Below are 25433 nucleotides of genomic sequence, written 5' to 3' on the forward strand. Positions count from 1 at the left end.
AATGTAAAAATAATTCGTTGTAATGTCGGCTGGCCCCCCTATACTAGATGATGATAGATCGGTTGATACCAAATGGGGGGAAAGCATGAAACTTCAAGCTCCGGGCAAAGCATCGAAATGGTTTGTGTACCAGAAAATCGTCATTGTTTTTATTCTACTATTACTTCCTCTCATCTCGATGAATATTTGGTTGAATTATAAGGGGATGTCCGTTACGAAGGAGTCCCTCTTGAACTCCGCTACGGCCGGCGCATCCTTCTATTCCAAGCAGCTCGATAAAGAGATGTATTTTATTCGGAATTTGCAGCTGCAGCTGCTAAATGACAAGGATCTGCAGAAGCTGAGCTTTCGGGGCAGTATGCTTGAGGACTATGGCGAGGTGGAGCTGATTGATCAGGTCAGGGATCGGCTGGCAACCCTCATGGTATCCAGTGAGTACATCGTGAACGCGGGGGTTTACGTGAAGGATATAGGAAAAACGATCTCGACCACAACGGGCGTGACCAATACGCCGAATAAGGAAATGGAACTGATCTCCTCCATGATGACGGTTATGCCCAAGCCTTCTTTTTATAGAAGCGGCGACCGGATTTTTCTGATTGAAACCGAAAACAACGGCGGCATCTGGTCCTACATCGAAATTTCCCGATCCAAGCTGCTGGGGGCTTTAAGCGAAATCGCCAAGCTGTATCCGGAATCCGAAGTATTACTCGGGAGTAAAGAAGGGGGGACCATATTAACGACAGCTCTGCGGGCCGATGAGTCATCCGAGATTTTGAGCCATATTCTGGACAATCCCAGCCCGGAGCAAAGTGTGCCGGGGACGGGGGAGCTGAATGGTGTAGACTATTTTATCATCGAGAATGAAGTTAGCGCGCTGGATCTGTCCTTGGTCATGTATGTGAACCAGAATGAAATCACGCGGCCTTTAAGCCAATTCATTACATGGTTTTATACGTTGTTTATTCTGGCGGTGATCGTCATGGTGCTTTATTCGTTCTCGGTCAATCTGATGATCCACAGGCCACTGTCAAAGCTTGTTAAAGCCTTTCATATGATCGAAACCGATAATTTGAATATCATGATCGAGTCCAGAAGCAAAGATGAGTTTCATTACGTATTTAACGGGTTCAACAGGATGGCGTTTAAGCTCAAACATTCGATTGAGGAAAACTATGAGCAAAAAATAGCACTTCAGCACTCGCAGCTGAAGCAGCTGCAGTCTCAGATCAATCCGCATTTTCTATATAACAGCTTTTTTAATATTTATATGATGTGCAAGGTTGGAGACGCGGATAGCGCGGCGGAGCTCTCGCAAAAGCTGGGAAGCTACTATCAATACATCACGAGAAGCGGCTCCGACGAGGTGCCTTTCTATAAGGAATACAAGCATGCACTGGATTACTGCGACATTCAAGGTATCCGCTTCTCGAACCGGATTGCATATGAGCATAAGGAAATTTCGGACATCCCGCCGTCCATAACCGTTCCGAGACTCATCATACAGCCTATCGTGGAGAATGCGTTTGAGCACGCGTTCGAAGACGGTATGGAGGAGGGGAAATTATATATTAGCAGCGATTACCGGGAAGGCAAATTGCGTGTCACGGTGGAGGATAACGGGAAGCTGCTAACGAATGAGATGCTGCAGTGTTTGCAGGACAGGCTGGCTATGGATTCGAAGCATATTGAAAAAACAGGATTGATCAACGTGAACAACCGGCTTCAGCTTAAATATGGGCTTGGAAGCGGATTATTCATCTCACGCAGCGCCTATGGCGGATTAAAGGTGGATCTGATCATTATCATCGATGGGATAGAGGAGGCATCATCATGTACAGACTGTTGATCGTGGACGACGAACCTGTCATCGTTAACGGCTTGGTTCAGCTTTTTCAGGAGCAAACGCAATTGGAACTGGATGTATGCAAAGCTTATTCCGCCAAAGAAGCGCTAGAGATTGCCAGGAGAGTGAAGCTGGACATCCTGGTCAGCGATATACGAATGCCCCAAAAGAACGGGCTGCAGCTGATTGATGAAATTACATACTATTGGCCGCATTGCCGAATCATTTTCCTGACCGGCTATAGTGAATTTGATTATGTGTATGAAGCACTGCGCAAAAACGTGGATAACTACATCCTGAAGACCGAAGGGATCGATCCGATTTTCCAAGCTGTCCAAGTGGCGTCATCTAAACTTGATGAGGAAAACCGTCGCAGAATCCAGGCGGAAAAGGCAAAGGTGCATTTTCAAATCGCCGAACCTTTGCTGAAACGGGAGCTGATACGAAAGGTATTGAATGGAGAAGCCGCCCGTTCTCTGCTGTCCGAGTCCCGTTATGAAGAAGTGGAGTTCAGCATCGATGTAGACCAGCCGGCATTCTTTATCTTGGGAAGGATCGACGGTGCGTCGGAGACGAAAACAAAGGATGTGGCGCAAGCTGTTCAGATGACGTTTATCAACGATTTGCCCAATTCATTTGCATGTGAGCATGCTATTCTGGACGATGCCTTACAGGTATGGCTGCTGCAGCCGGACGTGGAGCTTCGGGATCGTTTTCGCGGTGATGCGCAGGAAAATGAGCTTCATTGGCATGGGGTTATGTCTTATATGAGAGGCATTCTGGAGCTGGTTCAGAATGAATGTGAAGAACTGCTTGGCGTTTATGTTTCTTTCGGGATCTCGGGCAATCTGCATGATAAGTGGTATACCTCGGGGCAGCAGCTTGATATTTTACGATCCATGCTGCAGAGCAGGGCTGCGCTTGGTCAAAATATGGTCATTGTGAACATCGAAAAGGCTAAAGAACTTGAGGAAACGAACCAAGATTATGACCGCTTCAGGCAGGATGACATGAAATTCGACGTGATCGATCGGATCCATAAATATATCATGGAGCATTTATCCGGGGATGTCTCCTTGACCGCCATTGCGGAGGAGGTCCATTTTAACCCTTCCTATCTTTCGCGCTACTACAAGCAGCTGACAGGACACAACCTGCTGGAGTATATCCAGGCGAAGAAGCTGGAGGGGGCGCTCCATCTGATGTTGCATACGAATATGAAATTGCAGGAGATTGCCACTCGGCTCGGATTCGAATCTCCTTCGTATTTCGCTACATTTTTCAAAAAAAAGATGGGGGTTTCCCCTCAGGAATACCGAAATACCCAATAAGTAAAAAAAGTAAAAGCGATGTAAAAAACTTAAAATTGATAGCGCTTTCGGGCGGCATCTATAATGAGACGTAAGCAGCACAGATATGAAGATTATGCCAGATAAAGGGGGACGCAATCATGAGATGGATCAAGCTAGCGAAGATGATGTTGATTAGCACGATGACGCTTTCGGTAATGGCTGCATGCTCGAATCAGGTAAAAGAATCTGAAGGGACGCCGGCTAAATCCTCTACCGAGGATGCAAAAAACAATACCGCACCACCTGAACCTCTCGGTAAATATCCTGAAACGGTAACGGTCACGCAAGTGCTCGGCTACAATCCGCCGGAAGACCCGCGGACGCCTCAGGGGATTACACCTGAACAGAATGCTTACTTTAAAGATCTCAAAGACATGCTGAACATTGAGGTTCAGTACAAATGGACGGTGCCTTCCAGCCAGTTCGAGCAAAAGTTTTCATTAGCCATGGCTTCGGCGGACCTGCCGGATATTATGGAACTGGATCAGAAGAACTTCGAGAAGCTGAAGAAGCAGGGTATGCTTGCCGATCTTACCCAAGCTTACAACGACTACGCTTCGCCAGCACTGAAAAAATACATGGAGTCTGACGGCGGCTTTGCGATGAAGACGTTTACGTCAGAAGGAAAACTGCTCGCGATTCCCGGATTTGAGGATCCGTTCCTGTCGACCCAACTGCTCTGGATCCGCAAGGACTGGCTCGACAACCTGAATTTGCAGCCGCCGCAAACCATGGATGAGCTGGAACAGGTTGCAAAGGCCTTTGTACAGCAGGATCCCGACCAAAACGGTGAAAATGACACATACGGTATCGCGATGCAGAAGAATCTGTTCTTCTGGGGCTTTGACCTGAGAGGTTTCTTCAATGGATTTGGCGCATACCCGTCCATCGGGGACAACCAATCGGCCTGGATTAAGAACGACAGCGGCAAGCTTATACCTGGACTCATTCAACCGGAAGTAAAGACCGCGCTTGGCAAGCTGCAGTCCTGGTACAAGGAGGGGATTCTGGATAAAGAATTTGCCTTGAAGGACGAGAACAAGTCCGTTGAAGATATTACCGCAGGCAAGGTCGGCATTTCCTACGGGGAATGGTGGTATCCGAACTGGCCATTGAATCTCAATGTCGATAAAGATCCTAAGGCAGAATGGATTGCCCTTCAGATTCCTGGACTGGATGGACCCGGCAAATCCATGGTTCCCAAGATCCGCAGCAACAAGCTCGTGGTCGTGAACAATAAAATGAAGAATCCGGAAGCCGCCATTAAGATGATCAACTTCTACATCGAGGTGGGCAACAAGAAGTACATGGATCAGAATAAAGCAGAAAAAGGATATGTATACAATTGGTTCGTTCCACGAATTTATAATCCGGCCCAAATCGATACGATCTATACGGAAGTTAACAAAGCGCTTGACGCGAACCAATCGGAAATTACGCTGGATGACGAGAACTACAAAAATGTGGCGGACGTCTTCAAAGCAACGAAGGATTACCTTGCAGGTAATACCGCAGATGCCTCGAAAGGCGTAAATTGGGGCCAGTATTTCAGTCGGGCGGCAAAAGACGGCGGCTGGGGAAAGACGCGGCAAATCAAAGAGAGTCAGGCTTATGTGATTAATGAATTCTACGGCCTTCCCACGGCAACGCAAGTGGAGAAGGGATCCCAACTCGATAAACTGATGCAGGAAACCTTCACCAAGATCGTCATGGGGGCTTCGCTGGATGAATTCGATAAATTCGTTCAGAGCTGGAAGTCGCTTGGCGGCGATCAGATTACGCAAGAGGTCAACGATTGGTACGGCCAGCAGAGTGCCAAATAATCTTTGAATGATGGAACGGGAGGATGTGCCTTTAGGAAGTTGGCAGATTCCTCCCGTTTTAAATGGACGGGGAGGTTCATCTGTGAGAACGCTAAAAAAAGAATACCTGCTGCATTTGATGCTGCTGCCTGGAGTTATCGTCACGTTGATTTATGCTTATGGACCTATGGCCGGCCTAGTGATGGCTTTTCAACAGTTTGAGCCGCTGGCCGGGTTCTTCCGCTCGGATTTTGTGGGCTTTGATAATTTCCGATATGTATTTGAGCTGCCCGATTTCAAGCAGGTACTGTGGAACACCATTGTCATTTCCGTATTTAAAATGATTTTATTTTTACTGGTGCCTCTGATTCTGGCACTGCTTCTCAACGAAGTCACCCGAAGATGGTTCTCGCGTTTTATCCAATCCGCCATCTTCCTGCCATTCTTTCTGTCCTGGACGGTGCTTGGCGGCGTCATCATCGAATTGTTTTCCTTGAATGGTCCGGTGAACGGGTTGCTGGGCTCACTGGATATGGAACCGATCATGTTCATGCTGGATAACCACTGGTTCCGTGGGATTATCATCGGTTCGGACGTATGGAAAGGCATGGGCTATAACATGATTGTTATGCTCGCAGCCATTACCGGAATCCATGCAACGCTGTATGAAGCTGCTGAAGTAGACGGAGCGGGAAGATGGAAGCAGATGATTCATATCACGCTCCCGGGCATGGCACCGATTCTCATCCTGCTGGGTGTATTAAGTCTTGGCGGCATTCTCAACGCCGGTTTCGAACAGATTCTGATTATGTACAACCCGACGGTTTATGAGGGGGCGGATATTATCGATACCTTCGTCTATAGGCTCGGAATGTTCAGTCAGCAATTCGGACCTGCCGCCGCGGTCGGCTTCTTTAAATCCGTCATCTCTCTGGCTCTCGTGGCTGTGACGTACTATGCGGCTTATAAATATAACAATTATCGGATCTTTTAGGCTGGAGTGGAGGTAGGAAAATGCACAAACCAACGATCAGCAGAAGGCTGTTTGTAATCGTGAATACGCTGGTTCTATCCGCAATCACCTTGCTCGGTATCATTCCGTTCATTCATTTGCTCTCGATTTCGTTAAGCTCGAATACAGCAGCGATGGCGGGGGAAGTGAGGCTCTGGCCGGTCGGCTTTAACCTGGATGCTTACCGTTACTTAGGCGAAAAGGTCGAGTTTTTTCGATCGTTCCGGGTTTCGCTAACGCGGGTGGTGTTAGGAACGGCAGTGAATATGTTTTTGGTATTTATCACCGCGTATCCCTTATCAAAATCAAATCATCAATTTAAGTTCCGAACACCGTACGTGTGGTTTTTTGCCATTACGATGTTTTTCGGCGGGGGCTTGATTCCCACTTACATGATCGTGAAGAATACCGGCTTGATTGACTCCGTATGGGCTCTGATTCTGCCTGGGGCACTCAATGTATGGAACATGGTGCTGATGTTGAACTTCTTCAGAACGATTCCGAAGGAGCTGGAGGAGGCGGCAACGATTGACGGCGCCGGACACTGGCGAATATTATGGCGTATCTACCTGCCGGTTTCGCTGCCGTCCATTGCAACGATCGGCCTGTTTACCATCGTGGGACACTGGAATGCTTGGTTCGACGGAATTCTATACTTGAATTCGCCGGATAAATATCCGCTGCAAACCTATTTGTCTACACTCATCATGTCAATCAACTCCCAAATGACTTCGATATCGATCGAGCAGATCAAGGCGATGGAAAATTTGAGTGAGAAAACGCTCCGGACTGCCCAAATATTCATGGGCGCGCTGCCGATCATGGTCGTGTATCCGTTCCTGCAGAAGTATTTTGTCAAAGGGATGACGGTCGGAAGCGTCAAAGAATAAGTGCTTACAAAAAAAGGAGAAGAGTCGGATGAATAAGGTTAAGGTTGCCCTTATCGGAGCAGGACTGCGAGGCATCAATTATATGGAATATGCCCTGCTGCACCCTCATGAGCTTGAGGTGGTTGCCGTCGCGGAACCGAATCAGCAGCGGAGGGAACAGTTTAAAACTAGGCATGGCATTGAAGATGCAGCGTGCTTCGAGAATTGGAATGATTTCTTTGCAGGGCCCAAGCTCGCGGACGCGGTACTGATATGCACCCAGGATAAGCAGCATTTCGAACCAACGATGCGGGCGCTTGAAGCCGGTTACCATGTGCTGCTGGAGAAGCCGATGTCACCGGATCCCGAAGAGTGCATCAAGATGGGTGAGATGGCTTCGCAGGCCGGACTGGTGTTTTCGATCTGTCACGTGCTGCGGTATACGCCGTTTTTCACGACTTTAAAGGAACTGCTGGAGCGTGAGACCATTGGCCAATTGATGTCCATCCAGCATAACGAGAACGTGGGCTATTGGCATCAGGCGCACAGCTTTGTGCGGGGGAATTGGCGTCGTAAGGAAGACTCTAGCGCGATGATTCTCGCCAAGTCCTGTCATGATCTCGATATTTTGCTCTGGCTTGCCGATTCCGAATGCCTTCGGGTATCCTCTTTCGGTTCGCTGAGCCATTTTACGGCTGCGCAAGCACCGGAAGGCGCACCCAAGCGCTGTCTGGACGGATGCCCGGTCTCGGACCAGTGCCTCTATTATGCGCCGGATCTATATTTGACAGAGGATACGAATTGGCCAACGTCGGCGATCAGTGATGATATGAGTTATGATGCCCGTTATAAGGCGTTGCTCGAGGGGCCGTATGGCCGCTGCGTATACCATTGCGATAATGACGTGGTGGACCATCAGGTCGTCAATCTGGAATTTGCCAATACCGTCACGGCCGCATTTACGATGAGTGCGTTTACGCGAGATGTCAGCCGCACGATTAAGCTGATGGGAACCCGCGGGGAGATCCGCGGAGCCATGGAGAAGAATGAAATTGAGATCATTCACTTTGGCAGCGGCAAGATCGAGCGAATATCTTTTGCGGATAGGGGCGGGCATGTCGGGCACGGCGGCGGTGATATGGGCCTGATCAAGGATTTTCTGAGGCTGGTGCGGACAGGGGGAAGCCATCAAGGGCTGACTTCGGCTAGCCGTTCCGTTCAAAGTCATCTGATGGCGTTTGCCGCTGAGCAGTCGAGAGTAGATGGAAGCATCATCTCGATAAAGGAATTTGAGCAGCAGTTCAGCACGCAAGTAAGAACGATGTCCGGAAAATAATGTGTAGATCGCAAGCCTGATTGCTGTGCAATCGGGCTTGTTTTGTATTCTAAGGCACAACGCCAAGTGGCTGGCTATGATAAAATAAACCTAGTGCTTGATAATGGAACAAATAGATCGGCAGGAATATGAATCATGAAGGAGCACTCCGTAAAGGACACAACCCGAGCCGCTTCCGAAATGTAGCCGAATTTTTTGAAAGCTTGCTCTATCCGATAGGAGTTGACGATTTTGAGATATCTAAAAGATATTCAGGAGCCGGGGATGGGAACCTGGTATTTTGAAATTGATAACAACGGCACGGCTTATAGACAGATCGTGGTTTATGAGGATGGCAGCTGTATTACATCCAACCGGAAGCACGATTCCTATCATTTCATGCTGGCGGAGCACCCTCTTGATCCGGAGGAACCTTATTATACAGAAATCAGTCAAGCGGCATTCGAGGAGCTTTGGATGGAACAGCTGCAAGCTGGCCTGGAGGACTGGCATCGGACCCAACGTTTATTTCAAGTCGGCGCTAAAGTGGAAGGATTCATCGAGGCCTTTTTTCCGCAAGGCACGTTGATTAACTTGTTGGAGCCGCGGGCCGTTGGCTTGACGGACACGTCCGTTCTGAAAGCAGGCGTCCCTGCTAAATGGTTGTACCCTCGTTATCGGGTCATTGCCGAGGTATTCAGTTACGATGAAGTAAACCAATGGGTCCTTCTTGCCGATGCAGAAATTCCGGGAAGTCAGTTTAATGAAGGTGAACTTGGCGAGTAGGAAGGAGTATGGCCCAGGAAACCACGTTCATCGTGGTTTTTTTTGCGACTACGGACATGCGGATTAAGCCTTCGTTGTGAATTGGATATAATTTGCTAAGTTCGGGTTATCCTAATCTCAAAAGTAAGTCTTAGGACGAATTCAAAATACCCAGGAAAGGGTAATCACGTATAATTCCAAGACGATACAGGAGGTTAGCATGAAACATACAAACGGTATGTCCGATGTTGCGATTCTCGGGATGGGGACGGCATTGCCGGCACATTCGGTGGCACAGTCGGATATCGCGGAATTAATTGCCTCTACGCTGCAGGATAAACCTGATCTGGCCCGCTTTGCTCGAAGAGTATTTAGATCCTGCGGTGTCGAAACTCGTTATACCTGCGAACCCAACTACCTTGGTCCATTGGAAGAGTGCCGCTATTTGCCTTCTCATGACGAGTCAGACATCCCTACAACCGAGGAACGAATGGATACATACAAGCGGGAGGGCCTCCCGCTTGGCATAGAAGCAGCCGAGCAGGCCTTGAAGGATGCAGGTATGTCGCCGGATCGAATCACGCATCTCATTACGGTCAGCTGCACGGGTCAATACCAGCCGGGTATGGATGTACTGTTGATCCGCCATTTGGGGCTTTCTCGACGGGTTAATCGCCTGCCATTGATATTCCAGGGATGTGCTGCCGGCCTTAAAGCGATTCAAATGGCGCGGGATGTTGTCATAGGGGCGCCGGGGTCGCAAGTATTGATTGTGTGCGTGGAGCTTTGCACCCTTCATTTTCAACCGGTCAAGGAGAGGGAGGCACTGTTTGCAGCCTCGTTTTTCGGTGATGGAGCCTCATCTTGTGTCATCGGTCATCCGGCAACGGATCATCGGCATTATTTGGAACTTGGCTCGGGTTATTCGGTGCTGCTGCCGGATTCCACGGAGGATATGACATGGGAGGTAGGCAACACAGGTTTTGATCTTTTTTTATCCCCGCGTATTCCCAAGCTGCTCGGTATTCACCTGGAGGAAGAACTGCGTGTTCTGCTGAAGGGCGATAAGCTGCCGGAATTGTGGGCCATCCATCCTGGCGGACGGGGCATCGTGGATTCGGTGCAGGAAGTCATGGGCCTGACCGATGAACAAACCAAATACAGCCGGGACATCTTAAGAACGGCAGGGAATCTCTCCTCCGTGACCATTTTGTTTGTGCTGAGTGCGATGCGCAAGGAGATGCAAGAGCTGAATAAAGCTTCCACGGAAGGGGTAGCCATGGCCTTCGGGCCGGGCCTGACAGCCGAGCTTATGCGCTTTACCTATGTGAAGGCTTATGCGTCATCGGTTAAGGAGCAGGACCATGTCCTTCTTTAGAACCCTGTCCATCCGGGCGGAGGAAGATGAGCTAATGGATGACTTCTCCATGGGAGGAGAAGAGCTGAGCGAAGCGCTAAAGCATTTGAGGCGGCTGAATCGGATCTTTGCTGCACCGGGACCTACCCTGGACGGCGTGGAGAAGCTTTGGAAATCGATTGACAGCCCGAGGACCCTTAGCATCATGGACGTAGGGGCTGGTTCAGGCGATGTAAACCAGAAGCTGCTGCAATGGTCGGATCAAAGAGGCATCCAGCTGAATATTACCTTGGTCGATATGACGGAAGAAGCATGCGATGAGGCTAGACGACTGTTTCGAAACGAGCCGAGGGTTCAAGTTCGACGTGCCGATGTTAAAGAGTTACCCGATGCATCGGCAGATATTGTGACCGGTTCCCAGTTCATCCATCATTTCCAGGGCGATCAACTGGTGGACATGGTGACGCATATGCTGCGAACCTCTATTCACGGGGTCGTCATCAATGATATCCATCGGCATCCGGTCCCCTACACGGCAGTTTGGATTACAACGCGCATCATTTCCCGCAATCGTTATATTCGCCATGATGGTCCGTTATCGGTTGCTAAGGGATTTAAAGGGAGAGATTGGAGAGAGCTGAAAAAGCAGCTCAAGCATGACACCATGACCTATGAATGGAAGCCGCTGTTCCGCTATTCCGTTGTTATCCCGAACCATCGGGCTCCCTAGTCCTCTACTCGTTATCAAGCCAATGTTCTTCAGGAAGCTATAAGGCAGGTGGTCATATATGTCAAGGCAAGCGGATGTTATTGTTATCGGAGCGGGTGTAGCCGGTACCAGCTGTGCACTACAGCTTGCAAAGCAAGGGCATCGTACGATATTGCTGGATCGGCAATCATTTCCGCGTCATAAAACCTGCGGTGAATTCATGTCTCCGGAGACCAAAGAGATGCTGGATTATTTGGGGGTCGATCTAGTGGGTCAAGAGATTAAGCTCAGCGCCATGGATCATGCCAAAATCGTGATGTCACACGGCGGTGAAATTACCGCGCCATTACCGGGACAGGCCACAGGCATCAGCCGCTATGAGCTGGATCGCCTCCTACATGAGAATGCAGTGGCCGCGGGTGCGGAAGTTGTTACGGGAACAACCGTGACCGATATTCAGAAGCTCGGTGATCATCGGTATGAAGTCGATGTAAGGCAAGGGAACGAGCGCGTTCGATATGAGGCAAGGGCCGTCATTGGTGCATACGGTACGAAAAGGCCACGCGGCGTTTCCCCTGCCGAGGAGTATCGGGATGATACCATATATGTGGGAGTAAAATCACATTTTAGCGGCATTACGATACCTTCCCGGGTAGAGCTGTACTTTTGCGCGGGGGGGTATGTCGGAATCTCGCCGATTGAAAATGGGACGGTTAATGTGGCTGCGTTGCTGACCTTGAATTCAGTGCAGGGCAGCGGCAAATCGGTGCCTGAAATTCTCCGAGCCGCTTCTCGCACGAACAAAAGGTTGGCCGAACGGATGGCTGAAGGGGAGCCTGTTTCGGGAACCCAGGTATCGATTGCTCCGCTTCGTTTATCCCATACGCCGCATCCATGGTCAGAATATCCACACATCGGCGATGCCATGCTGATGCTTCCGCCGCTGTGTGGGGACGGGATGTCGGTTGCTCTGCGGTCCTCGCTGATATGCGCTCGTTGGACCAATTCCTATTTAAAGGGAGAAATAAACTTCGAACAATGGCGAGATCAATATACACTTGAAGCTAATCGTACGTTTACGGAGCTCCTCAGAAGAGCAAGGAGAATTCAGAACCTGGCTTTTGCCAAAACCAATCGCTTCTATCCAGGCATCGCCCGGATGATTCCAGGATTGGCATCCTATATCGTAAAAGCTACCCGGTTATCCGCATCGGGTATAGGCTCCAGATAAAAGCCGCAGGATTGCGGCTTTTTTGTATTGTTATTTTACGGATTTGTGTTGACTTTGGATAGATTATAATTTATTATGTCTATTAATAAATAGACATATTTAAATAATGTTTGTTATTTTGTTGAATGGAGGGGCGATATGCAGGATGGACAGTATTCACCTAATCCGACCGGGGTCATCCGAAGTACTCTTGATTTTCAGTTCCAAATCGCTTGGCAGATGCTCGACTTGCATTTCATGGGGCTTCAAGATGAGGAGTTTCATTGGCGACCTGCTTCGAAGGGACTCCATGTTTACCGTGAATCTGGAAGCTGGCAGGCGGAATGGCCGGAATCCGAGGAGTATGAGATTGGCCCGCCGAATATATCCTGGCTGACCTGGCATATCACATACTGGTGGTCTATGGTACTAGACATAGGATAAATGAATTGAGCAGCGAGTGGAAACGTGAAATGTCGGCTGTGACGGACGAAGCATTCCTTTCTACTGAACGAACGTTATGGCCTTTCGCGGATAAGCCTTTTCATGAATTGGCAGCCTGGCTAAATCTGGAACTGATGAAAAATGCGGCTGAGATTGGTTATTGCCGTTTCCTTTATGGTGTTCACAAGAAATAATACATGTATCCATGTACACTACGTCGCTTAATGATATCCGAATGATAGGCTTTCATAACTAAGAAAAATGAAGGGCTCTAAGTTGTTGGTACAACTTGGCAGCCCTTATATGTAGATTAAGAATGAGTCACTTCGTTCTCAATGACGATGCGATTTAGCTTTACATTTACCGGCGCCGCTATCGTATCGCCAACAGGGCATTTACTCTCCAGAAATTCAACAAACTGCTCAACCTTCTCGGGGGACGAAGAGGTCTTGATGTAGAAGGTGTACCGAATATCGGAGTATCCAGGGCGTACGTCAGAGCGATTAAAGAATCCATCCAGGTCAAGGTCGCCTTCTACATCAACTCTGAAATCTTCAAGGATCACATCGAATTTTGGCGCATAAACACGGGCCACAATCGATTGGCATGCCCCCAGGGAGGCCAGCAGAGCTTCCACGGGGTTCATTCCGGTATCCGTACCTCCAAGGCTTTTCGGCTCATCGATGACGAACTCGAACTGCCTTACATTAGTAACAACTTTTACCCCTTCTTGCAAATGGGCCGTTGCTTTGAACGTTTGAACACTTGGCATATAGCACATCTCCCTTTTTCTGGACAGCCCCATACGGCGTGGGTGATCTGTCTCTATATTATAATCTATACTATTTTACTAGGTTTAGTGTGAATTATAATTCTATTTAGCATGATCTGTCAATAGAACATGAATAGAACGATATGGCGGGCGTTTGTCATTCCCATGGGAGAGACCTGAGGAAGTAGAAAAAAAGAGAGTGTGTTTTCATATCGAAAACACACTCTCTAGATCGGTACCCTATTATTTTTCGGTGGCCTGACTTTGTTGCTTCAGCAAATCGCGAATTTCAGTCAACAATAGTTCTTCCTTCGATGGAGCCGGTGGTTCTTCTGCCTTAGTTTCTTCTTTGCGTTTGAAGCGGTTCAGCGTACGGATGAATATGAAGATCGAGAAGGAGACGATAAGGAAATCTACGACCGTCTGCAGAAAAACTCCATACGTCAGCGTTGCATCTCCGATTGTCGCATCTAGTCCTGATAAATTGACTCCGCCAAGGAGCAAGCCAATTACCGGCATAATGATATCGCTCACTAAGGAGGAGACGATTTTACCGAAAGCAGCACCAATGATAACCCCAATGGCTAAATCGAGCACATTACCCTTAAGCGCAAAAGTTTTAAATTCTTTTAACAAATTCATAATAAGTCACCTGCTTTTCAATCCGAAATGTATGGCGGCATTTAATCTACCACTCGAAATATCCTATCAGCAACTAGTGAATTGCGCAAGATCGTTAAGTTGTATCTTTTTTACGGAAACGTAGGCTAGCCGCCGCTTGCCCTATACAGGTTGACCAATAGGTGGCATTCATGTTAAGTTTATAATATTCGCACAATAACGGGATCGAATGAAGGAGGGATAAAGCGATGACTGAATTAGATGTTGTAGATGTTCATGTGAACCTGTCGATACTAGGAAGCATTAGACAAGGTTCACACCATAACCAATCAGATACCGGAACTTTATCCTTCTATACTTATATGCAGGCAAATTTAGCGATAGCTTGATCGTCGCTTGTTTCTTTATGGTATAGTTGGTTAACGTAAGCGTAGAAAGCACCGGATTTCTGGTGTTTTCGCGCTTTTTTTCGTTCTGAAATTTTGCCATAGAGGGATGAAGAAAATGTCATTAATCAATGTTTCTAACCTTTCGTTTGCTTATGATAGCAGCTATGATCCGATATTCGAACAGGTGAGCTTTCAAATCGATACCGATTGGAAATTGGGGTTTACCGGAAGAAACGGCAGGGGGAAAACCACGTTTCTGAATCTGCTGCAAGGCAAGTACGAATACAGCGGGAATATTTCGGCCACCGTGAGCTTCGAATATTTCCCTTATCATGTCGAGAACAAAGACTATCTGACCATGGATGTTATCGCAGAGATCTATCCGGAGTATGTGCATTGGCAAATCGTGCGCGAGTTTAACTTGTTAAAGGTTTCGGAAGATGTATTATACCGGCCTTTTGCATCATTATCCAGCGGAGAACAGACCAAAGTGATGCTGGCTGCGCTGTTTACCAAGGAGAACCGCTTCCTTTTGATTGACGAACCAACCAATCATCTGGACATGCATGCGAGAAAATTGGTCAGCGACTATCTCAGCAAGAAAAGCGGATTTATTCTGGTGTCTCACGATAGATCATTCTTGGATGACTGCGTAGACCACATCCTGTCCATCAATAAAACCAATATCGAGATCCAAAAAGGCAATTTTTCCGCATGGTGGGAAAATAAAAAGAGACAGGATCAATTTGAGCTTGCGAGTGACGAGAAGCTGAGGAAAGATATTAAACGTTTAACCGATTCTGCAAGAAGGACGGGGAATTGGTCGGATCAGGTGGAGAAATCGAAGAACGGTACCAGAAATTCAGGCTCCAAAGTAGATAAAGGCTATATTGGCCACAAGGCAGCTAAGATGATGAAGCGCTCCAAAAACTTGGAGCAGCGACAGCAGTCCGCCATTGAGGAAAAATCGAAGCTCCTTAAAAATATCGAGAGCTCCGAGAATTTGCAGATGTTCCAACTGGATTATCACAAAAAACAACTGGTCGAGCTGGAACATGTCTCCATTTCATATGGCCCCAAGACGGTGTGTGAAAACTTAAGTTTTACGATTGAAAAAGGGGACCGAATTGCCCTTTCGGGTAAAAACGGTTCTGGAAAATCCAGTATCCTTAAATTGATTTGCGGAGAAGAGATGCAATACACGGGTCATTTCAGCAGGGATAGCCAGCTTAAGATCTCCTATGTATCTCAGGACACGTCCCACCTACAAGGCAGTTTGACGGATTATGCCATAAGCAGCGGGATTGATGAAAGCCTGTTTAAATCCATATTGCGAAAGCTCGATTTCTCCAGACTTCAATTTGAAAAGGATATTTCGACTTATAGCGGGGGACAGAAGAAGAAGGTGCTGATCGCTAAAAGTCTTAGTGAGCCTGCTCATTTGCATGTTTGGGATGAACCGCTTAATTTTATCGATGTTATCTCTCGCATGCAAATCGAAGAGCTATTGCTTGAGCATGCGCCGACGATTCTGTTCGTGGAGCATGATCGTGCATTTTGCGAGAATGTGGCAACGAAGTTCGTTGAACTTGATGGCCATCAAGAAACATAAGAAATAATAAGATCGTCATTCCGAGAAGGAATAAGAGTATCAATTAGCTAGAATAAGTTCCTTAATAGGAAATCATAAAAAAAGCTGTTAGTTAGCGGCAGCTTTTTTTACATTTCGTTTGATATCAACTAAGACGATAAGTGGTGTATAGTATAGAAGTAAACCGTAAATTAATAAAAATCGCAATTGATAAATAATATAAGCGCATCTGGCATGTTATGATCTGAAGAGAAAAGGAAATCATAGAAACATGCTGGTTTTAACATTGAATTAGACGAGGAGTGTAACAATCGATGATTAGTAAAGTTGGTCAAATTATGGTGTATGTAAATAATCAGGATCAAGCCGTGAAGTTTTGGACTGAAATAGTAGGATTTCAAGTCATAGCTGAAGAGAATAACGGTGAAATGAGATGGATTGAAATTGCACCAACGAAGGAAGCCGAAACAAGTATCATTCTGCATGACAAGGAGCTCGTAGCCAAAATGTCGCCAGGAATGAATTTGGGCATACCATCTTTAATGTTTTTCACGGAAAATTTCGATGCGTTGCACAGCCATTTAACCAGCCATAATATCACCGTCGGCGAAGTGGTGAATTTGCCTTCCGGCAGAGTTTTCAACTTTGCGGATCATGAAGAAAACTATTTTGCTGTCATGGAAAAATAATAACCGGTCCATCAGATCAACCATAGATCGGATGATGTGAAGTCGCCTATTTGGCGGCTTTTTTGTATATTCTTTGGTATAACGCTTAGATGGTGGGCGTTATACTTTTTTCCTGCATTCGCTATAATGGATACAGTAATTGAAGGAAAGGGATGTCATGCATGAAGAAAGTGATCGTCATTGGATCGGGAATACTGGGGGCATCGACTGCTTATCAGTTAGCAAAAATGGGAGCGGAAGTTCATATTATAGACCGCAAAGACAAAGGACAGGCTACGGATGCAGCGGCAGGCATTATCTGCCCCTGGCTATCGCAAAGGCGGAATCAGGCGTGGTACCAATTAGCCAAGGCGGGCGCACGTTTTTACCCTGAGTTAGTGAAAGAACTCATCAGCGAAGGCGAGACAGAAACAGGCTACGCCCAAGTCGGCGCTCTTAGCATTCATGAGGATTTGGATAAAATCCGCAAGATGGAGGAACGGGCTCATATTCGGAAAACAGATGCTCCGGAAATCGGTGAGATTACCCGGCTGAATGAGGAAGAAACCCATGAGCATTTTCCTCTGCTTGGTGAAGGTTATCATTCCGTCCATATTAGCGGTGCCGCCCGTATCGATGGTCGTGCGCTGCGCGATGCGCTGATCCGGTCCGCACAGAGGAACGGGGCCCAGCTTATAAACGGGGATGCCGCTTTGGTATATCAAACAAATCGTGTAACCGGAGCAGTTGTCGGAGCTGATAGCTTCGAGGCTGATGAAGTCATTGTTTGTGCCGGTGCATGGGCTAATCAACTGCTTCAGCCATTAGGCATTGACTTTCAGGTTCGTTTTCAAAAAGCGCAAATCATGCATGTGCAGGCGGCTGACCAGCAAGATACAGGTGCCTGGCCGGTCGTCATGCCGCCTTCGGATCAATATTTGCTCTCTTTTGATAACCAGAAGATTGTGATCGGAGCGACTCACGAAAATGAAGTCAAGGGCTACGATACAAGAGTAACACCCGGCGGTATACAGGAAATCCTGAATAAAGGATTGGCCTTAGCGCCTGGTTTGGCTGACAGCACATTTGAGGAGGTACGAGTCGGGTTTCGTCCGTTCACACCCGGATTTCTTCCGGTTATAGGTGCTGTCCCTGGCTGGGAAGGCCTTAATACGGCAAACGGGCTGGGCGCGTCCGGATTAACGACGGGGCCATTTATCGGAAGCCAACTTGCAAAGATGGCACTTGGAATGCCGCTGGATATCGACATTCATCAATATGATGTTCGTACAGCGATCGTAGAGAGTTGAGGCATGGCGGTCAACTGAGCAAGCATTTGTGGGGGGCAAACTCCCCTTACGGGATAATATGTAATATGCGGACAAAGTGAAACCGGATATTGAATATAATGAAAGCCGCGAAATTCGCGGCTTTTTATTGTTGAGGAGATTGTGGTCAAAGCCTGTTATACGGAATGGAAAAGTAATTCGCAATCAACGAGTGATCGGGGAAAGCCTCTCGTAAGGGAAAATTCTGTGAACATCTACTGAAAATTTTCCTTGGCACAGAAAATCAACGACTAAATATATTGCTTTTCATGATAGGAGATACCTTATTTGGTTTTATAGTCCTAAAGGACCTACGGCTGATATACCGGAGATTCATATCGTGATAGGGTTTAGGCTAGGATAAGACAGCCAAGTTAAGTAGAAACTAACGAAGCAGCCGTCAATCCTCCTTTTTTATTGCGAAATGACCGCATTACGACATTGGTCAGTCAGTACTGTATAGGAATTCACCCGTCCAAACAAAGGGACGCATTCTAAAGAAACAATGGATCATGGAGGGAGATCGAATGTCAGATACGAAGCAAGTACCACAACCTAAAACTTACGGACCGCTGGGCAATCTGCCTCTGCTGGATTCCGCAGCTCCGGTCCAATCGCTTGTGAAGGTCGCCTCGGAACTCGGGCCGATATTTCAATTTCAGTATCCCGGCGGGCGCAGGGAGCTGTATGTCTCGGGTCACGAATATGTCAAGGACGCGTGTGACGAGAAGCGTTTTGATAAACGAATCTGGGCGCCGCTTCAGAATGTCCGTACTTTTGCAGGTGATGGATTGTTTACGAGCGCTACACATGAGCCCAACTGGAAAAAAGCACATAACATCCTGCTCTCCAGCTTTAGCCAGCGTGCGATGCAAGGCTACCATACGAAAATGGTCGATATCGCCATGCAACTTATCCAGAAATGGGCTCGGCTCAATCCCGACGAAACCGTGGACGTTCCTGCCGACATGACGCGCCTGACGCTGGATACCATCGGCTTGTGCGGATTTAATTACCGGTTTAACAGCTTCTACCGGGAAGACAATCATCCGTTTATCGACAGCATGGTGCGGGCTCTCGATGAAGGCATGAACCAGTTGCACCGTCTGGGCATACAAGACATGTTTATGATTAAAAAGAAGCGGCAGTTTCAGGAAGATGTTCAGGACATGTTCTCGCTCGTTGATGAGCTCATTCAAGATCGCAAGAAGTATGGCGGCGAAGAAGGGGATTTGCTTGCGCATATGCTGGAAGGTGTCGATCCGGATACAGGCGAGCGCCTGGATCCTGAGAATATCCGATATCAGATGATTACGTTTCTTATCGCGGGGCATGAGACGACAAGCGGATTGCTGTCCTTTGCCATTTATTTTTTGCTGAAAAATCCGGATACATTGCAAAAAGCGGTAAGCGAGGTGGACCGCGTTCTGAAAGATCCCGTGCCAACTTACAATCAGGTTCGGGAGCTCAAATACGTCCGCATGGTTCTCAGCGAGTCGCTGCGCTTATGGCCAACGGCACCTGCCTTCTCGTTATATGCCAAGGAAGATACGGCGATCGGAGGAACCTATCCGATCAAGAAGGGGGATAGCGTAACGGTTCTGATTCCGGGACTGCATCGAGACACCCGCGTGTGGGGAGACGACGTGGAGACGTTCAGACCGGAGCGTTTCGAAGATCCCAGCAAGGTGCCGCATGACGCTTATAAACCGTTTGGCAACGGACAACGCGCATGTATCGGGCAGCAGTTTGCGCTGCAGGAGGCAACCTTGGTGCTTGGTTTGGTGCTCAAATATTTTAAATTGATCGAAAACCAGTCGTATGAGTTGAAGGTTAAGGAAACCCTCACTTTGAAGCCGGAAGGGTTTCATATTCAAGTTCGAAGCCGTCAAGAGGGGGCTGCACTCTTGGTTCCGGGAGCAGGTAAGGCGGTGTCACCCGAGTTGGAGAAGCGGGAATTCGCCAAGTCGCCAGATAAAACGGCGACCAATGCCCATCATACACCGCTGCTCGCTTTATACGGGTCTAACTTGGGCACGGCAGAGGGAATTGCCCGAGAGGTGGCGGATGCTGCGAAGCACCAAGGGTTCGACAGCCAGGTAGGTACGTTGGACGATTATGCCGGAAGGCTTCCGAAGGAAGGTGCCGTCATCATTGTAACCGCCTCGTACAACGGACAGCCGCCTTCCAATGCAAAAGCATTTACGGAATGGCTGGAGAATGCCGCTGAATCAGAAATCCAGGGTGTGCGATATGCCGTATTCGGCTGCGGGGATCACAACTGGGCAAGCACCTATCAGCGGATTCCTCGTTTGATAGACGAACAGCTTGCCGTCAAAGGGGCGCAGCGATTGCTCACGCGCGGTGAGAGTGATGCCAGCGGCGACTTTGAGCGTGAAGTCGATGAATGGACAGAGCATTTATGGCCGGATCTGATGCAATCGCTAGGTCTACCTCTGATGTCCGTCAATGAGCTGAAGCGCAGTACCTTGTCTGTCCAGTTCGTGCAGGGAGCGGCCGCCGTGCCTCTGGCAGAAACCTACCAGGCTGTAACCGGGCGCGTTGCTCACACCCGCAATCTGCAGCATGCGGATAGCGGAAGGATCACGCAGCATATCGAAATCTCGCTGCCGGCGGGAACGGATTATCGTGAAGGAGATCATCTGGGAGTGCTTCCGGTCAATCCAAAGACGCTGGTTCAGCGAGTTCTCCGAAGATTCAAACTGGACGCGGGTGCACATCTTATTTTGTCTGCTGAAGGAAGAAGCGGTGCGCATTTGCCGACAGGCATTCCTGTCCGTCTGGACGACCTGCTGACCCGCAGCGTGGAGCTGCAGGAGCCGGCCACAAGAGCGCAGATTCGGGAGATGGCCGCTAGTACGGTATGTCCGCCGCATGTGAAAGAGCTTCAAGAGCTGCTTTCGGAAGATACCTATCAGGCTGAAGTGCGGGCCAAACGGATCACCATGCTCGATCTGCTGGAGCGGTATGAAGCCTGCGAGCTGCCGTTTGAACGGTTTCTTGAGCTCCTGCCTCCATTAAAGCCGAGATATTATTCGATTTCCAGCTCTCCGAAGATTAGCCCGAATACGGCAAGCATTACGGTCAGTGTCGTCCGGGGCAGTGCTTGGAGCGGCCAAGGGGAATACAGAGGCGTGGCTTCCAACTATCTGGAACAATTGGAGACGGGTGCGGAGGTTCTGATGTTTATTCGTTCTCCCGAGTCGGGCTTTGCCCTGCCGGAGGATCCGGCAACGCCAATTATCATGATCGGACCGGGCACGGGTGTGGCTCCGTTCAGGGGATTCATCCAGGCAAGACAAGCGCTTCGAGAGGCTGGGCAGAAGCTGGGCGCTGCGCATCTGTACTTCGGCTGTCGGAATCCGGAGCAAGACTATCTTTACCGCGAGGAGTTTGAGCAGGCGGAGAGAGAAGGTTTGGTCACCCTGCATACGGCCTTTTCGAGGGTAGACGGCGTGGAGAAATGCTATGTCCAGCATTTAATGACACAAGACGGAGCGTTATTGCTGTCACTGCTTGAGGCAGGAGCGCAAATGTACATTTGCGGCGACGGCTCCCGGATGGCGCCGGAGGTGGAACAAACGCTGACCCGTTCCTATCAGGACCGACATGGCGTGAATGCAGAAGAAGCTGCCGCCTGGCTATCCGGGCTGGAAGCGTCGGGACAATACGTAAAAGACGTTTGGGCCGGATAATCACCATGACAGCGGGATTCGTCGTTCTATACATCTCCTTGCGATCCAGTACTGTTTTTATGTTAAGATGATCAGTACATGATAAATGGAACAGATTAGAAGGAGAGTGTGACTTATGCGCGAAACTGATACCTGTGTTCCGACTGGCGTGAAGCCCCAAGACACCGGCTTTGGTTATACGTTATCCTTGATCGGCGGTAAATATAAAATGATCATCTTGTATTGGCTGTCTGAAAATAAGGTTATGCGGCATAATGAGCTGAAGCGAAGCATTGGTTCCATATCCTTTAAGACGCTAAGCGTCATGTTAAAGGAGCTGGAGGCAGATGAGCTAATCGTTCGCACGGAATATCCCCAGGTCCCTCCCAAAGTCGAATACACCTTGTCGGAACGCGGACTCTCCCTCATTCCTGTGTTACATATGATGTGCGAGTGGGGAGAGCAAAACAGTCCGTCGGCGGTGGAAGCTGTGCAGCTGGAAGCATGAGGTTTTGTTATATTCAAAGAAGTATTTCCTGAACAAGGAAATACTTCTTTTTTTAACGGCTTCATCAGTTAACGCATCACAGGTTATCTATGAACTTTAAGTAATCTTGTGCACTTGTATCCAATGCGCTATGAAGAGGCGATAGGTCCATGTCAGGCGCATTACCGCCAGGAGCAGCTTCTTGTCCGTAAAACGCAAAGAACGAACGATAATCTGCCTCGCAGTAGCGGAAGGTCGTTTCAAAAGGGGTTAATATCTGTGCAAGCGTGTGGCGATACCTTCCGTCTTCCTGATAATCTTCTTTTTTTATGCCAGCCGAAACCGCTAATCCAACTTTGCGTTTCTTTAATTTATCGCCTCCGTTTGAACCGTAAGCCCACCCGTAAGCGAAAACCTCGTCAAGCCATTTTTTGAGGAGTGGCGGGCAATTAAACCAATAGATTGGAAATTGTAAAATAAGATTGCTATGCGATTCAATGAGCTGCTGTTCTTTTTGTACATCAATGTTTCCATCAGGATAAACCTTATATAATTCGTGAATAGTATACTTCTCCGGATATTGCTTTAGTTCCTCGATCCAGCGCTTATTGATGACCGAGGTTTCCAGACTTGGATGCGTTACGATAACAAGAGTTTTCAATGACTTTTCCTCCTTGAGGGTGATTTATTTTCTTAGTATAAAGTGATCGCTGCAAGGATGTAAGTATGCACTTTTAGTACAGGTACTTACCAAAAGGTAAGTGTTGCGGAGGAAATAGTAGATTGTAAATTGTAGAGTTACAGAAAATAAATAACAACCATAATTGCATTTTATGATATATAATAATTTGCACTGACTGCATTAGAACGATCTCCCGCGGGTACATAAACTCTAGATCACTCTCTGGATAATCGCTAAATGTATGTAAGGCCTATATTAGGAGATATTATCTGTATCATATTATTTTCGTAAAAGGAGTCCTTGTTTAATGGTAGATTTTTTTATGAATTTCAATCCCATTATCCAAGCATTACTAGCCACCTTGTTTACTTGGGGAATGACGGCGTTAGGGGCGGCTGTTGTTTTTTTTACAAAAACATTGAACCAGCGCCTGCTGGATAGTATGTTGGGTTTTGCTGGCGGTGTCATGATTGCGGCCAGTTACTGGTCCTTATTGGCTCCAGCCATCGAGATGTCGGAAGGCAATCCGATCGGGAACTGGTTTCCGGCTGCCTTCGGATTTTTATTAGGCGGAATCTTTATATGGGGAATCGATAAGGTATTACCCCATCTACATCCCAATTCTCCGATTGGAGGAGCGGAAGGATATAATCCAAAAGTCAGAAAACGGAGTACTCTGCTGGTACTCGCAATTACCCTTCACAACATTCCGGAAGGGTTAGCGGTCGGGATCGCATTTGGCGCGCTTGCTAATGGAGGGACTGAAGCATCACTGGTAGGCGCTCTGACGCTGGCTCTGGGAATCGGCATTCAAAACTTCCCGGAGGGCGTTGCAGTTTCCATGCCCCTACGAGGAGACGGAATGTCTCAGCGAAAAAGCTTTTTCTATGGACAGTTCTCAGGTATGGTGGAACCGGTTGCCGCGGTAATCGGCGCGGTAGCCGTCGCCTTTATAGAACCCATGCTGCCTTACGCATTGAGTTTTGCGGCCGGTGCTATGATTTTCGTTGTAGCCGAAGAGGTCATTCCAAGCTCGCAAGAAAAAGGCAACAAGGATTTAGCGTCCATGAGTTTAATGTTCGGTTTCGTATTGATGATGATTCTTGATGTGGCGTTGGGGTAGAGACGAGAACAGCCAGCCGGGTACGGACTGGCTGTTTTTGCGCTCCAATCCGCAGGTAAGCGAGACTGGACTTAGGTCGAGGTTTCCATCTCATTCGCGGGACCAATGCTCAAGTCTCTAAATGGATGTTATACTGAATAAGACTTCAGGATTCGGCGAAGAGAGGGACAAAAAGGGACGACGGAAGGAATGGGAACACGTTATGCAAAAGAAAACAGGTATATTGATCGTAGTGGCCGGCGTACTGCTGCTCCTCTTTACGATGAACCCGATGAACATTTTTTCGGATATTCAATTCGGATTTTCCTTTGACACCAAGAAAATTAATGAAGAGAAAATAGTGGCCGCTGATGATTATCGGGATTTGACCCTACAGACTGGAAGCACTGACATCGAAGTCACTAAGGGAAATTCAGACGAGATTAAGGTTCGACTGAACGGAAAGGTAAGCTCGAAAAATGTAGACCAAGTGAAATTGAAGGTCGAGCCAAACGGCGATACGCTGGTGATCGGGGTCGATGTTCCTGACGGTATTCAGTTTGGCATACGTATACTGGATATCGATTTATCGGTGGAGTTACCGGAAAAGCAATGGACAGCTGCAAAAATTGAAAGTGGAAGCGGCAATCTCGAGATCGGTAGTATGCATGGAGATGAGGTCACGATCAAGGCAAGCAGCGGAAATGTTAATGTTCAGGATGTGAAGGCAGGCTCGCTGACGGTGCATACGGGCAGCGGTAATCTCAAAGCTGAGGAGATTGAAGCCGAGTCGTTAGCGTTAGAGTCAGGATCTGGCAATATATCGGCGGAACGCTATCATGCCACAACGCTAAACTTCAAAAATGGAAGCGGCTATGTTGAACTGAAGGACGGGGAGTCGGCCGTCCAAGGAAAGTCCGGCTCTGGAAACATACGCCTGGAGTCGGAGCGGTTGATCTATGAAACCGACCTGCAAGCTGGAAGCGGAAACGTGACCATTGATCTGGTTCAAGAGCCTTCCTCTCTGGAAGTTGATTATCAAGGAAAGTCCGGTAATGGGAAAATACAGTGGGACGGAATACGATATGAGGTAAAAGACGAAGGCAGGGTGAAGGGAACGTTCGGCAGCGGCGACGCAGTGCTGAAGGTTCGCACAGGCTCTGGAAACTTCACGCTGAAATAAAGCAGATCACAATAGATTTAATGAAATGACGTGAAGGGGCCGTCCCAAAAGATCTTAGATCTTGCGGGAGGCCCCCTTCTTGCTGTTAGAAGACGCTCCATGTACGTATCGTTCCTCCCATCGCTGATATGAACGAGACCTGTCAAATAGCAGTTTGTAACTCCCTTGTTTTTCCCAATCCCCCTTATACAAGAGAGGGTGTAAAAACTGAACTTTGGGGGAACGGGATCACCT

At 48.1% G+C, this 25433-nt stretch carries 24 protein-coding genes; 20 read left to right on the top strand and 4 right to left on the bottom strand.

Features of this window, described 5'->3' with window-relative positions:
* Positions 1–85: 85 nt before the first annotated feature.
* From J7E85_RS30015 to J7E85_RS34375, 12 genes are all read left to right on the top strand, one after another.
* Positions 86–1849 carry a sensor histidine kinase gene (locus J7E85_RS30015; protein ID WP_215163660.1) on the top strand — a complete coding sequence of 588 codons (1764 nt, stop codon included), beginning with the start codon at positions 86–88 and terminating at the stop codon, positions 1847–1849.
* Positions 1834–3177, top strand: coding sequence for a response regulator (locus J7E85_RS30020; RefSeq protein WP_215163662.1), 1344 nt, complete (start codon positions 1834–1836; stop codon positions 3175–3177). The genes J7E85_RS30015 and J7E85_RS30020 overlap by 16 nt, the downstream gene beginning before the upstream one ends.
* 119 nt (positions 3178–3296) lie before the next feature.
* On the top strand, positions 3297–5021 hold the full coding sequence (locus J7E85_RS30025; RefSeq protein ID WP_215163664.1) for an extracellular solute-binding protein: 1725 nt from the start codon (positions 3297–3299) through the stop codon (positions 5019–5021).
* Positions 5022–5103: 82 nt separating this feature from the next.
* Positions 5104–5994, top strand: a complete 891-nt coding sequence (locus tag J7E85_RS30030; protein WP_215163666.1) for an ABC transporter permease — start codon at positions 5104–5106, stop codon at positions 5992–5994.
* 20 nt (positions 5995–6014) lie between these two features.
* Complete coding sequence (locus tag J7E85_RS30035) at positions 6015–6902, top strand: carbohydrate ABC transporter permease (protein ID WP_076323292.1); 888 nt, start codon at positions 6015–6017, stop codon at positions 6900–6902.
* Positions 6903–6930: 28 nt separating this feature from the next.
* Entirely contained in the window at positions 6931–8217 is a 1287-nt protein-coding gene (locus J7E85_RS30040; RefSeq protein ID WP_215163668.1) for a Gfo/Idh/MocA family protein, read from the top strand.
* 231 nt (positions 8218–8448) lie between these two features.
* Positions 8449–8982, top strand: a complete 534-nt coding sequence (locus tag J7E85_RS30045) for a hypothetical protein (RefSeq protein WP_215163670.1) — start codon at positions 8449–8451, stop codon at positions 8980–8982.
* Between the two features lie 199 nt (positions 8983–9181).
* Positions 9182–10339, top strand: a complete 1158-nt coding sequence (locus tag J7E85_RS30050) for a type III polyketide synthase (protein WP_215163672.1) — start codon at positions 9182–9184, stop codon at positions 10337–10339.
* Positions 10326–11048 carry a methyltransferase domain-containing protein gene (locus tag J7E85_RS30055; RefSeq protein ID WP_215163674.1) on the top strand — a complete coding sequence of 241 codons (723 nt, stop codon included), beginning with the start codon at positions 10326–10328 and terminating at the stop codon, positions 11046–11048. Before J7E85_RS30050 ends, J7E85_RS30055 begins: the two co-directional genes overlap by 14 nt.
* Before the next feature lie 58 nt (positions 11049–11106).
* Positions 11107–12258: an NAD(P)/FAD-dependent oxidoreductase gene (locus J7E85_RS30060; RefSeq protein WP_215163676.1), complete on the top strand. Its 1152-nt coding sequence runs from the start codon at positions 11107–11109 to the stop codon at positions 12256–12258.
* A 138-nt stretch (positions 12259–12396) separates the two neighbouring features.
* Complete coding sequence (locus J7E85_RS34370) at positions 12397–12681, top strand: DinB family protein (protein WP_251036151.1); 285 nt, start codon at positions 12397–12399, stop codon at positions 12679–12681.
* Between the two features lie 5 nt (positions 12682–12686).
* Entirely contained in the window at positions 12687–12875 is a 189-nt protein-coding gene (locus J7E85_RS34375; RefSeq protein ID WP_251036152.1) for a hypothetical protein, read from the top strand.
* 116 nt (positions 12876–12991) lie between these two features.
* On the opposite strand, the gene J7E85_RS30070 is transcribed toward J7E85_RS34375, so the two are convergent.
* A complete protein-coding gene (locus J7E85_RS30070; protein WP_215163678.1) occupies positions 12992–13453 on the bottom strand; it encodes an OsmC family protein in 462 nt (153 codons plus the stop codon).
* 243 nt (positions 13454–13696) lie between these two features.
* Positions 13697–14095: a large conductance mechanosensitive channel protein MscL gene (gene mscL, locus J7E85_RS30075; protein ID WP_285228861.1), complete on the bottom strand. Its 399-nt coding sequence runs from the start codon at positions 14093–14095 to the stop codon at positions 13697–13699.
* 227 nt (positions 14096–14322) lie between these two features.
* On the opposite strand from mscL, the gene J7E85_RS30080 reads away from it, so the two are divergent.
* The 6 genes from J7E85_RS30080 (at position 14323) to J7E85_RS30105 (ending at position 22253) form a co-directional block, all read left to right on the top strand.
* The gene (locus J7E85_RS30080; RefSeq protein WP_215163679.1) at positions 14323–14463 is read left to right on the top strand and encodes a hypothetical protein; all 141 of its coding nucleotides are present in this window, start codon (positions 14323–14325) and stop codon (positions 14461–14463) included.
* 115 nt (positions 14464–14578) lie between these two features.
* A complete protein-coding gene (locus J7E85_RS30085; RefSeq protein WP_215163680.1) occupies positions 14579–16075 on the top strand; it encodes an Lsa family ABC-F type ribosomal protection protein in 1497 nt (498 codons plus the stop codon).
* 293 nt (positions 16076–16368) lie between these two features.
* Positions 16369–16743, top strand: a complete 375-nt coding sequence (locus tag J7E85_RS30090) for a VOC family protein (protein ID WP_215163681.1) — start codon at positions 16369–16371, stop codon at positions 16741–16743.
* 161 nt (positions 16744–16904) lie between these two features.
* The gene (locus J7E85_RS30095) at positions 16905–18032 is read left to right on the top strand and encodes an NAD(P)/FAD-dependent oxidoreductase (protein ID WP_215163683.1); all 1128 of its coding nucleotides are present in this window, start codon (positions 16905–16907) and stop codon (positions 18030–18032) included.
* Positions 18033–18577: 545 nt separating this feature from the next.
* A complete protein-coding gene (locus J7E85_RS30100; protein ID WP_215163685.1) occupies positions 18578–21766 on the top strand; it encodes a bifunctional cytochrome P450/NADPH--P450 reductase in 3189 nt (1062 codons plus the stop codon).
* 115 nt (positions 21767–21881) lie between these two features.
* Positions 21882–22253 carry a winged helix-turn-helix transcriptional regulator gene (locus tag J7E85_RS30105; protein WP_215163687.1) on the top strand — a complete coding sequence of 124 codons (372 nt, stop codon included), beginning with the start codon at positions 21882–21884 and terminating at the stop codon, positions 22251–22253.
* 76 nt (positions 22254–22329) lie between these two features.
* Here the strand turns inward: J7E85_RS30105 and J7E85_RS30110 are convergent, their stop codons facing one another.
* Positions 22330–22893 (bottom strand): NAD(P)H-dependent oxidoreductase, encoded by a 564-nt coding sequence (locus J7E85_RS30110; RefSeq protein ID WP_215163688.1) that lies wholly within the window; start codon positions 22891–22893, stop codon positions 22330–22332.
* A gap of 328 nt (positions 22894–23221) precedes the next feature.
* Between J7E85_RS30110 and J7E85_RS30115 the strand changes: the two genes are divergently transcribed.
* Together J7E85_RS30115 and J7E85_RS30120 are read left to right on the top strand one after the other, a co-directional pair.
* Complete coding sequence (locus J7E85_RS30115) at positions 23222–24037, top strand: ZIP family metal transporter (RefSeq protein ID WP_076323311.1); 816 nt, start codon at positions 23222–23224, stop codon at positions 24035–24037.
* 202 nt (positions 24038–24239) lie between these two features.
* Positions 24240–25199 carry a DUF4097 family beta strand repeat-containing protein gene (locus J7E85_RS30120; protein ID WP_215163690.1) on the top strand — a complete coding sequence of 320 codons (960 nt, stop codon included), beginning with the start codon at positions 24240–24242 and terminating at the stop codon, positions 25197–25199.
* A 17-nt stretch (positions 25200–25216) separates the two neighbouring features.
* Here the strand turns inward: J7E85_RS30120 and J7E85_RS30125 are convergent.
* A partial coding sequence (locus tag J7E85_RS30125; protein WP_215163691.1) for a hypothetical protein occupies positions 25217–25433 on the bottom strand: 217 nt, incomplete at its 5' end.

Origin of the sequence: Paenibacillus sp. ISL-20 (assembly GCF_018613005.1) — a bacterium.
Taxonomy (GTDB): domain Bacteria; phylum Bacillota; class Bacilli; order Paenibacillales; family Paenibacillaceae; genus Paenibacillus_AQ.

Bases quoted from the DNA above. Each gene is read 5' to 3' on its own strand.
- J7E85_RS30015 (WP_215163660.1), top strand. From the start codon at position 86: ATGAAACTTCAAGCTCCGGGCAAAGCATCGAAATGGTTTGTGTACCAG.
- J7E85_RS30020 (WP_215163662.1), top strand. From the start codon at position 1,834: ATGTACAGACTGTTGATCGTGGACGACGAACCTGTCATCGTTAACGGC.
- J7E85_RS30025 (WP_215163664.1), top strand. From the start codon at position 3,297: ATGAGATGGATCAAGCTAGCGAAGATGATGTTGATTAGCACGATGACG.
- J7E85_RS30035 (WP_076323292.1), top strand. From the start codon at position 6,015: ATGCACAAACCAACGATCAGCAGAAGGCTGTTTGTAATCGTGAATACG.
- J7E85_RS30040 (WP_215163668.1), top strand. From the start codon at position 6,931: ATGAATAAGGTTAAGGTTGCCCTTATCGGAGCAGGACTGCGAGGCATC.
- J7E85_RS30050 (WP_215163672.1), top strand. From the start codon at position 9,182: ATGAAACATACAAACGGTATGTCCGATGTTGCGATTCTCGGGATGGGG.
- J7E85_RS30055 (WP_215163674.1), top strand. From the start codon at position 10,326: ATGTCCTTCTTTAGAACCCTGTCCATCCGGGCGGAGGAAGATGAGCTA.
- J7E85_RS30060 (WP_215163676.1), top strand. From the start codon at position 11,107: ATGTCAAGGCAAGCGGATGTTATTGTTATCGGAGCGGGTGTAGCCGGT.
- J7E85_RS34370 (WP_251036151.1), top strand. From the start codon at position 12,397: ATGCAGGATGGACAGTATTCACCTAATCCGACCGGGGTCATCCGAAGT.
- J7E85_RS30070 (WP_215163678.1), bottom strand. From the start codon at position 13,453: ATGCCAAGTGTTCAAACGTTCAAAGCAACGGCCCATTTGCAAGAAGGG.
- mscL (WP_285228861.1), bottom strand. From the start codon at position 14,095: ATGAATTTGTTAAAAGAATTTAAAACTTTTGCGCTTAAGGGTAATGTG.
- J7E85_RS30080 (WP_215163679.1), top strand. From the start codon at position 14,323: ATGACTGAATTAGATGTTGTAGATGTTCATGTGAACCTGTCGATACTA.
- J7E85_RS30085 (WP_215163680.1), top strand. From the start codon at position 14,579: ATGTCATTAATCAATGTTTCTAACCTTTCGTTTGCTTATGATAGCAGC.
- J7E85_RS30090 (WP_215163681.1), top strand. From the start codon at position 16,369: ATGATTAGTAAAGTTGGTCAAATTATGGTGTATGTAAATAATCAGGAT.
- J7E85_RS30095 (WP_215163683.1), top strand. From the start codon at position 16,905: ATGAAGAAAGTGATCGTCATTGGATCGGGAATACTGGGGGCATCGACT.
- J7E85_RS30100 (WP_215163685.1), top strand. From the start codon at position 18,578: ATGTCAGATACGAAGCAAGTACCACAACCTAAAACTTACGGACCGCTG.
- J7E85_RS30105 (WP_215163687.1), top strand. From the start codon at position 21,882: ATGCGCGAAACTGATACCTGTGTTCCGACTGGCGTGAAGCCCCAAGAC.
- J7E85_RS30115 (WP_076323311.1), top strand. From the start codon at position 23,222: ATGGTAGATTTTTTTATGAATTTCAATCCCATTATCCAAGCATTACTA.
- J7E85_RS30120 (WP_215163690.1), top strand. From the start codon at position 24,240: ATGCAAAAGAAAACAGGTATATTGATCGTAGTGGCCGGCGTACTGCTG.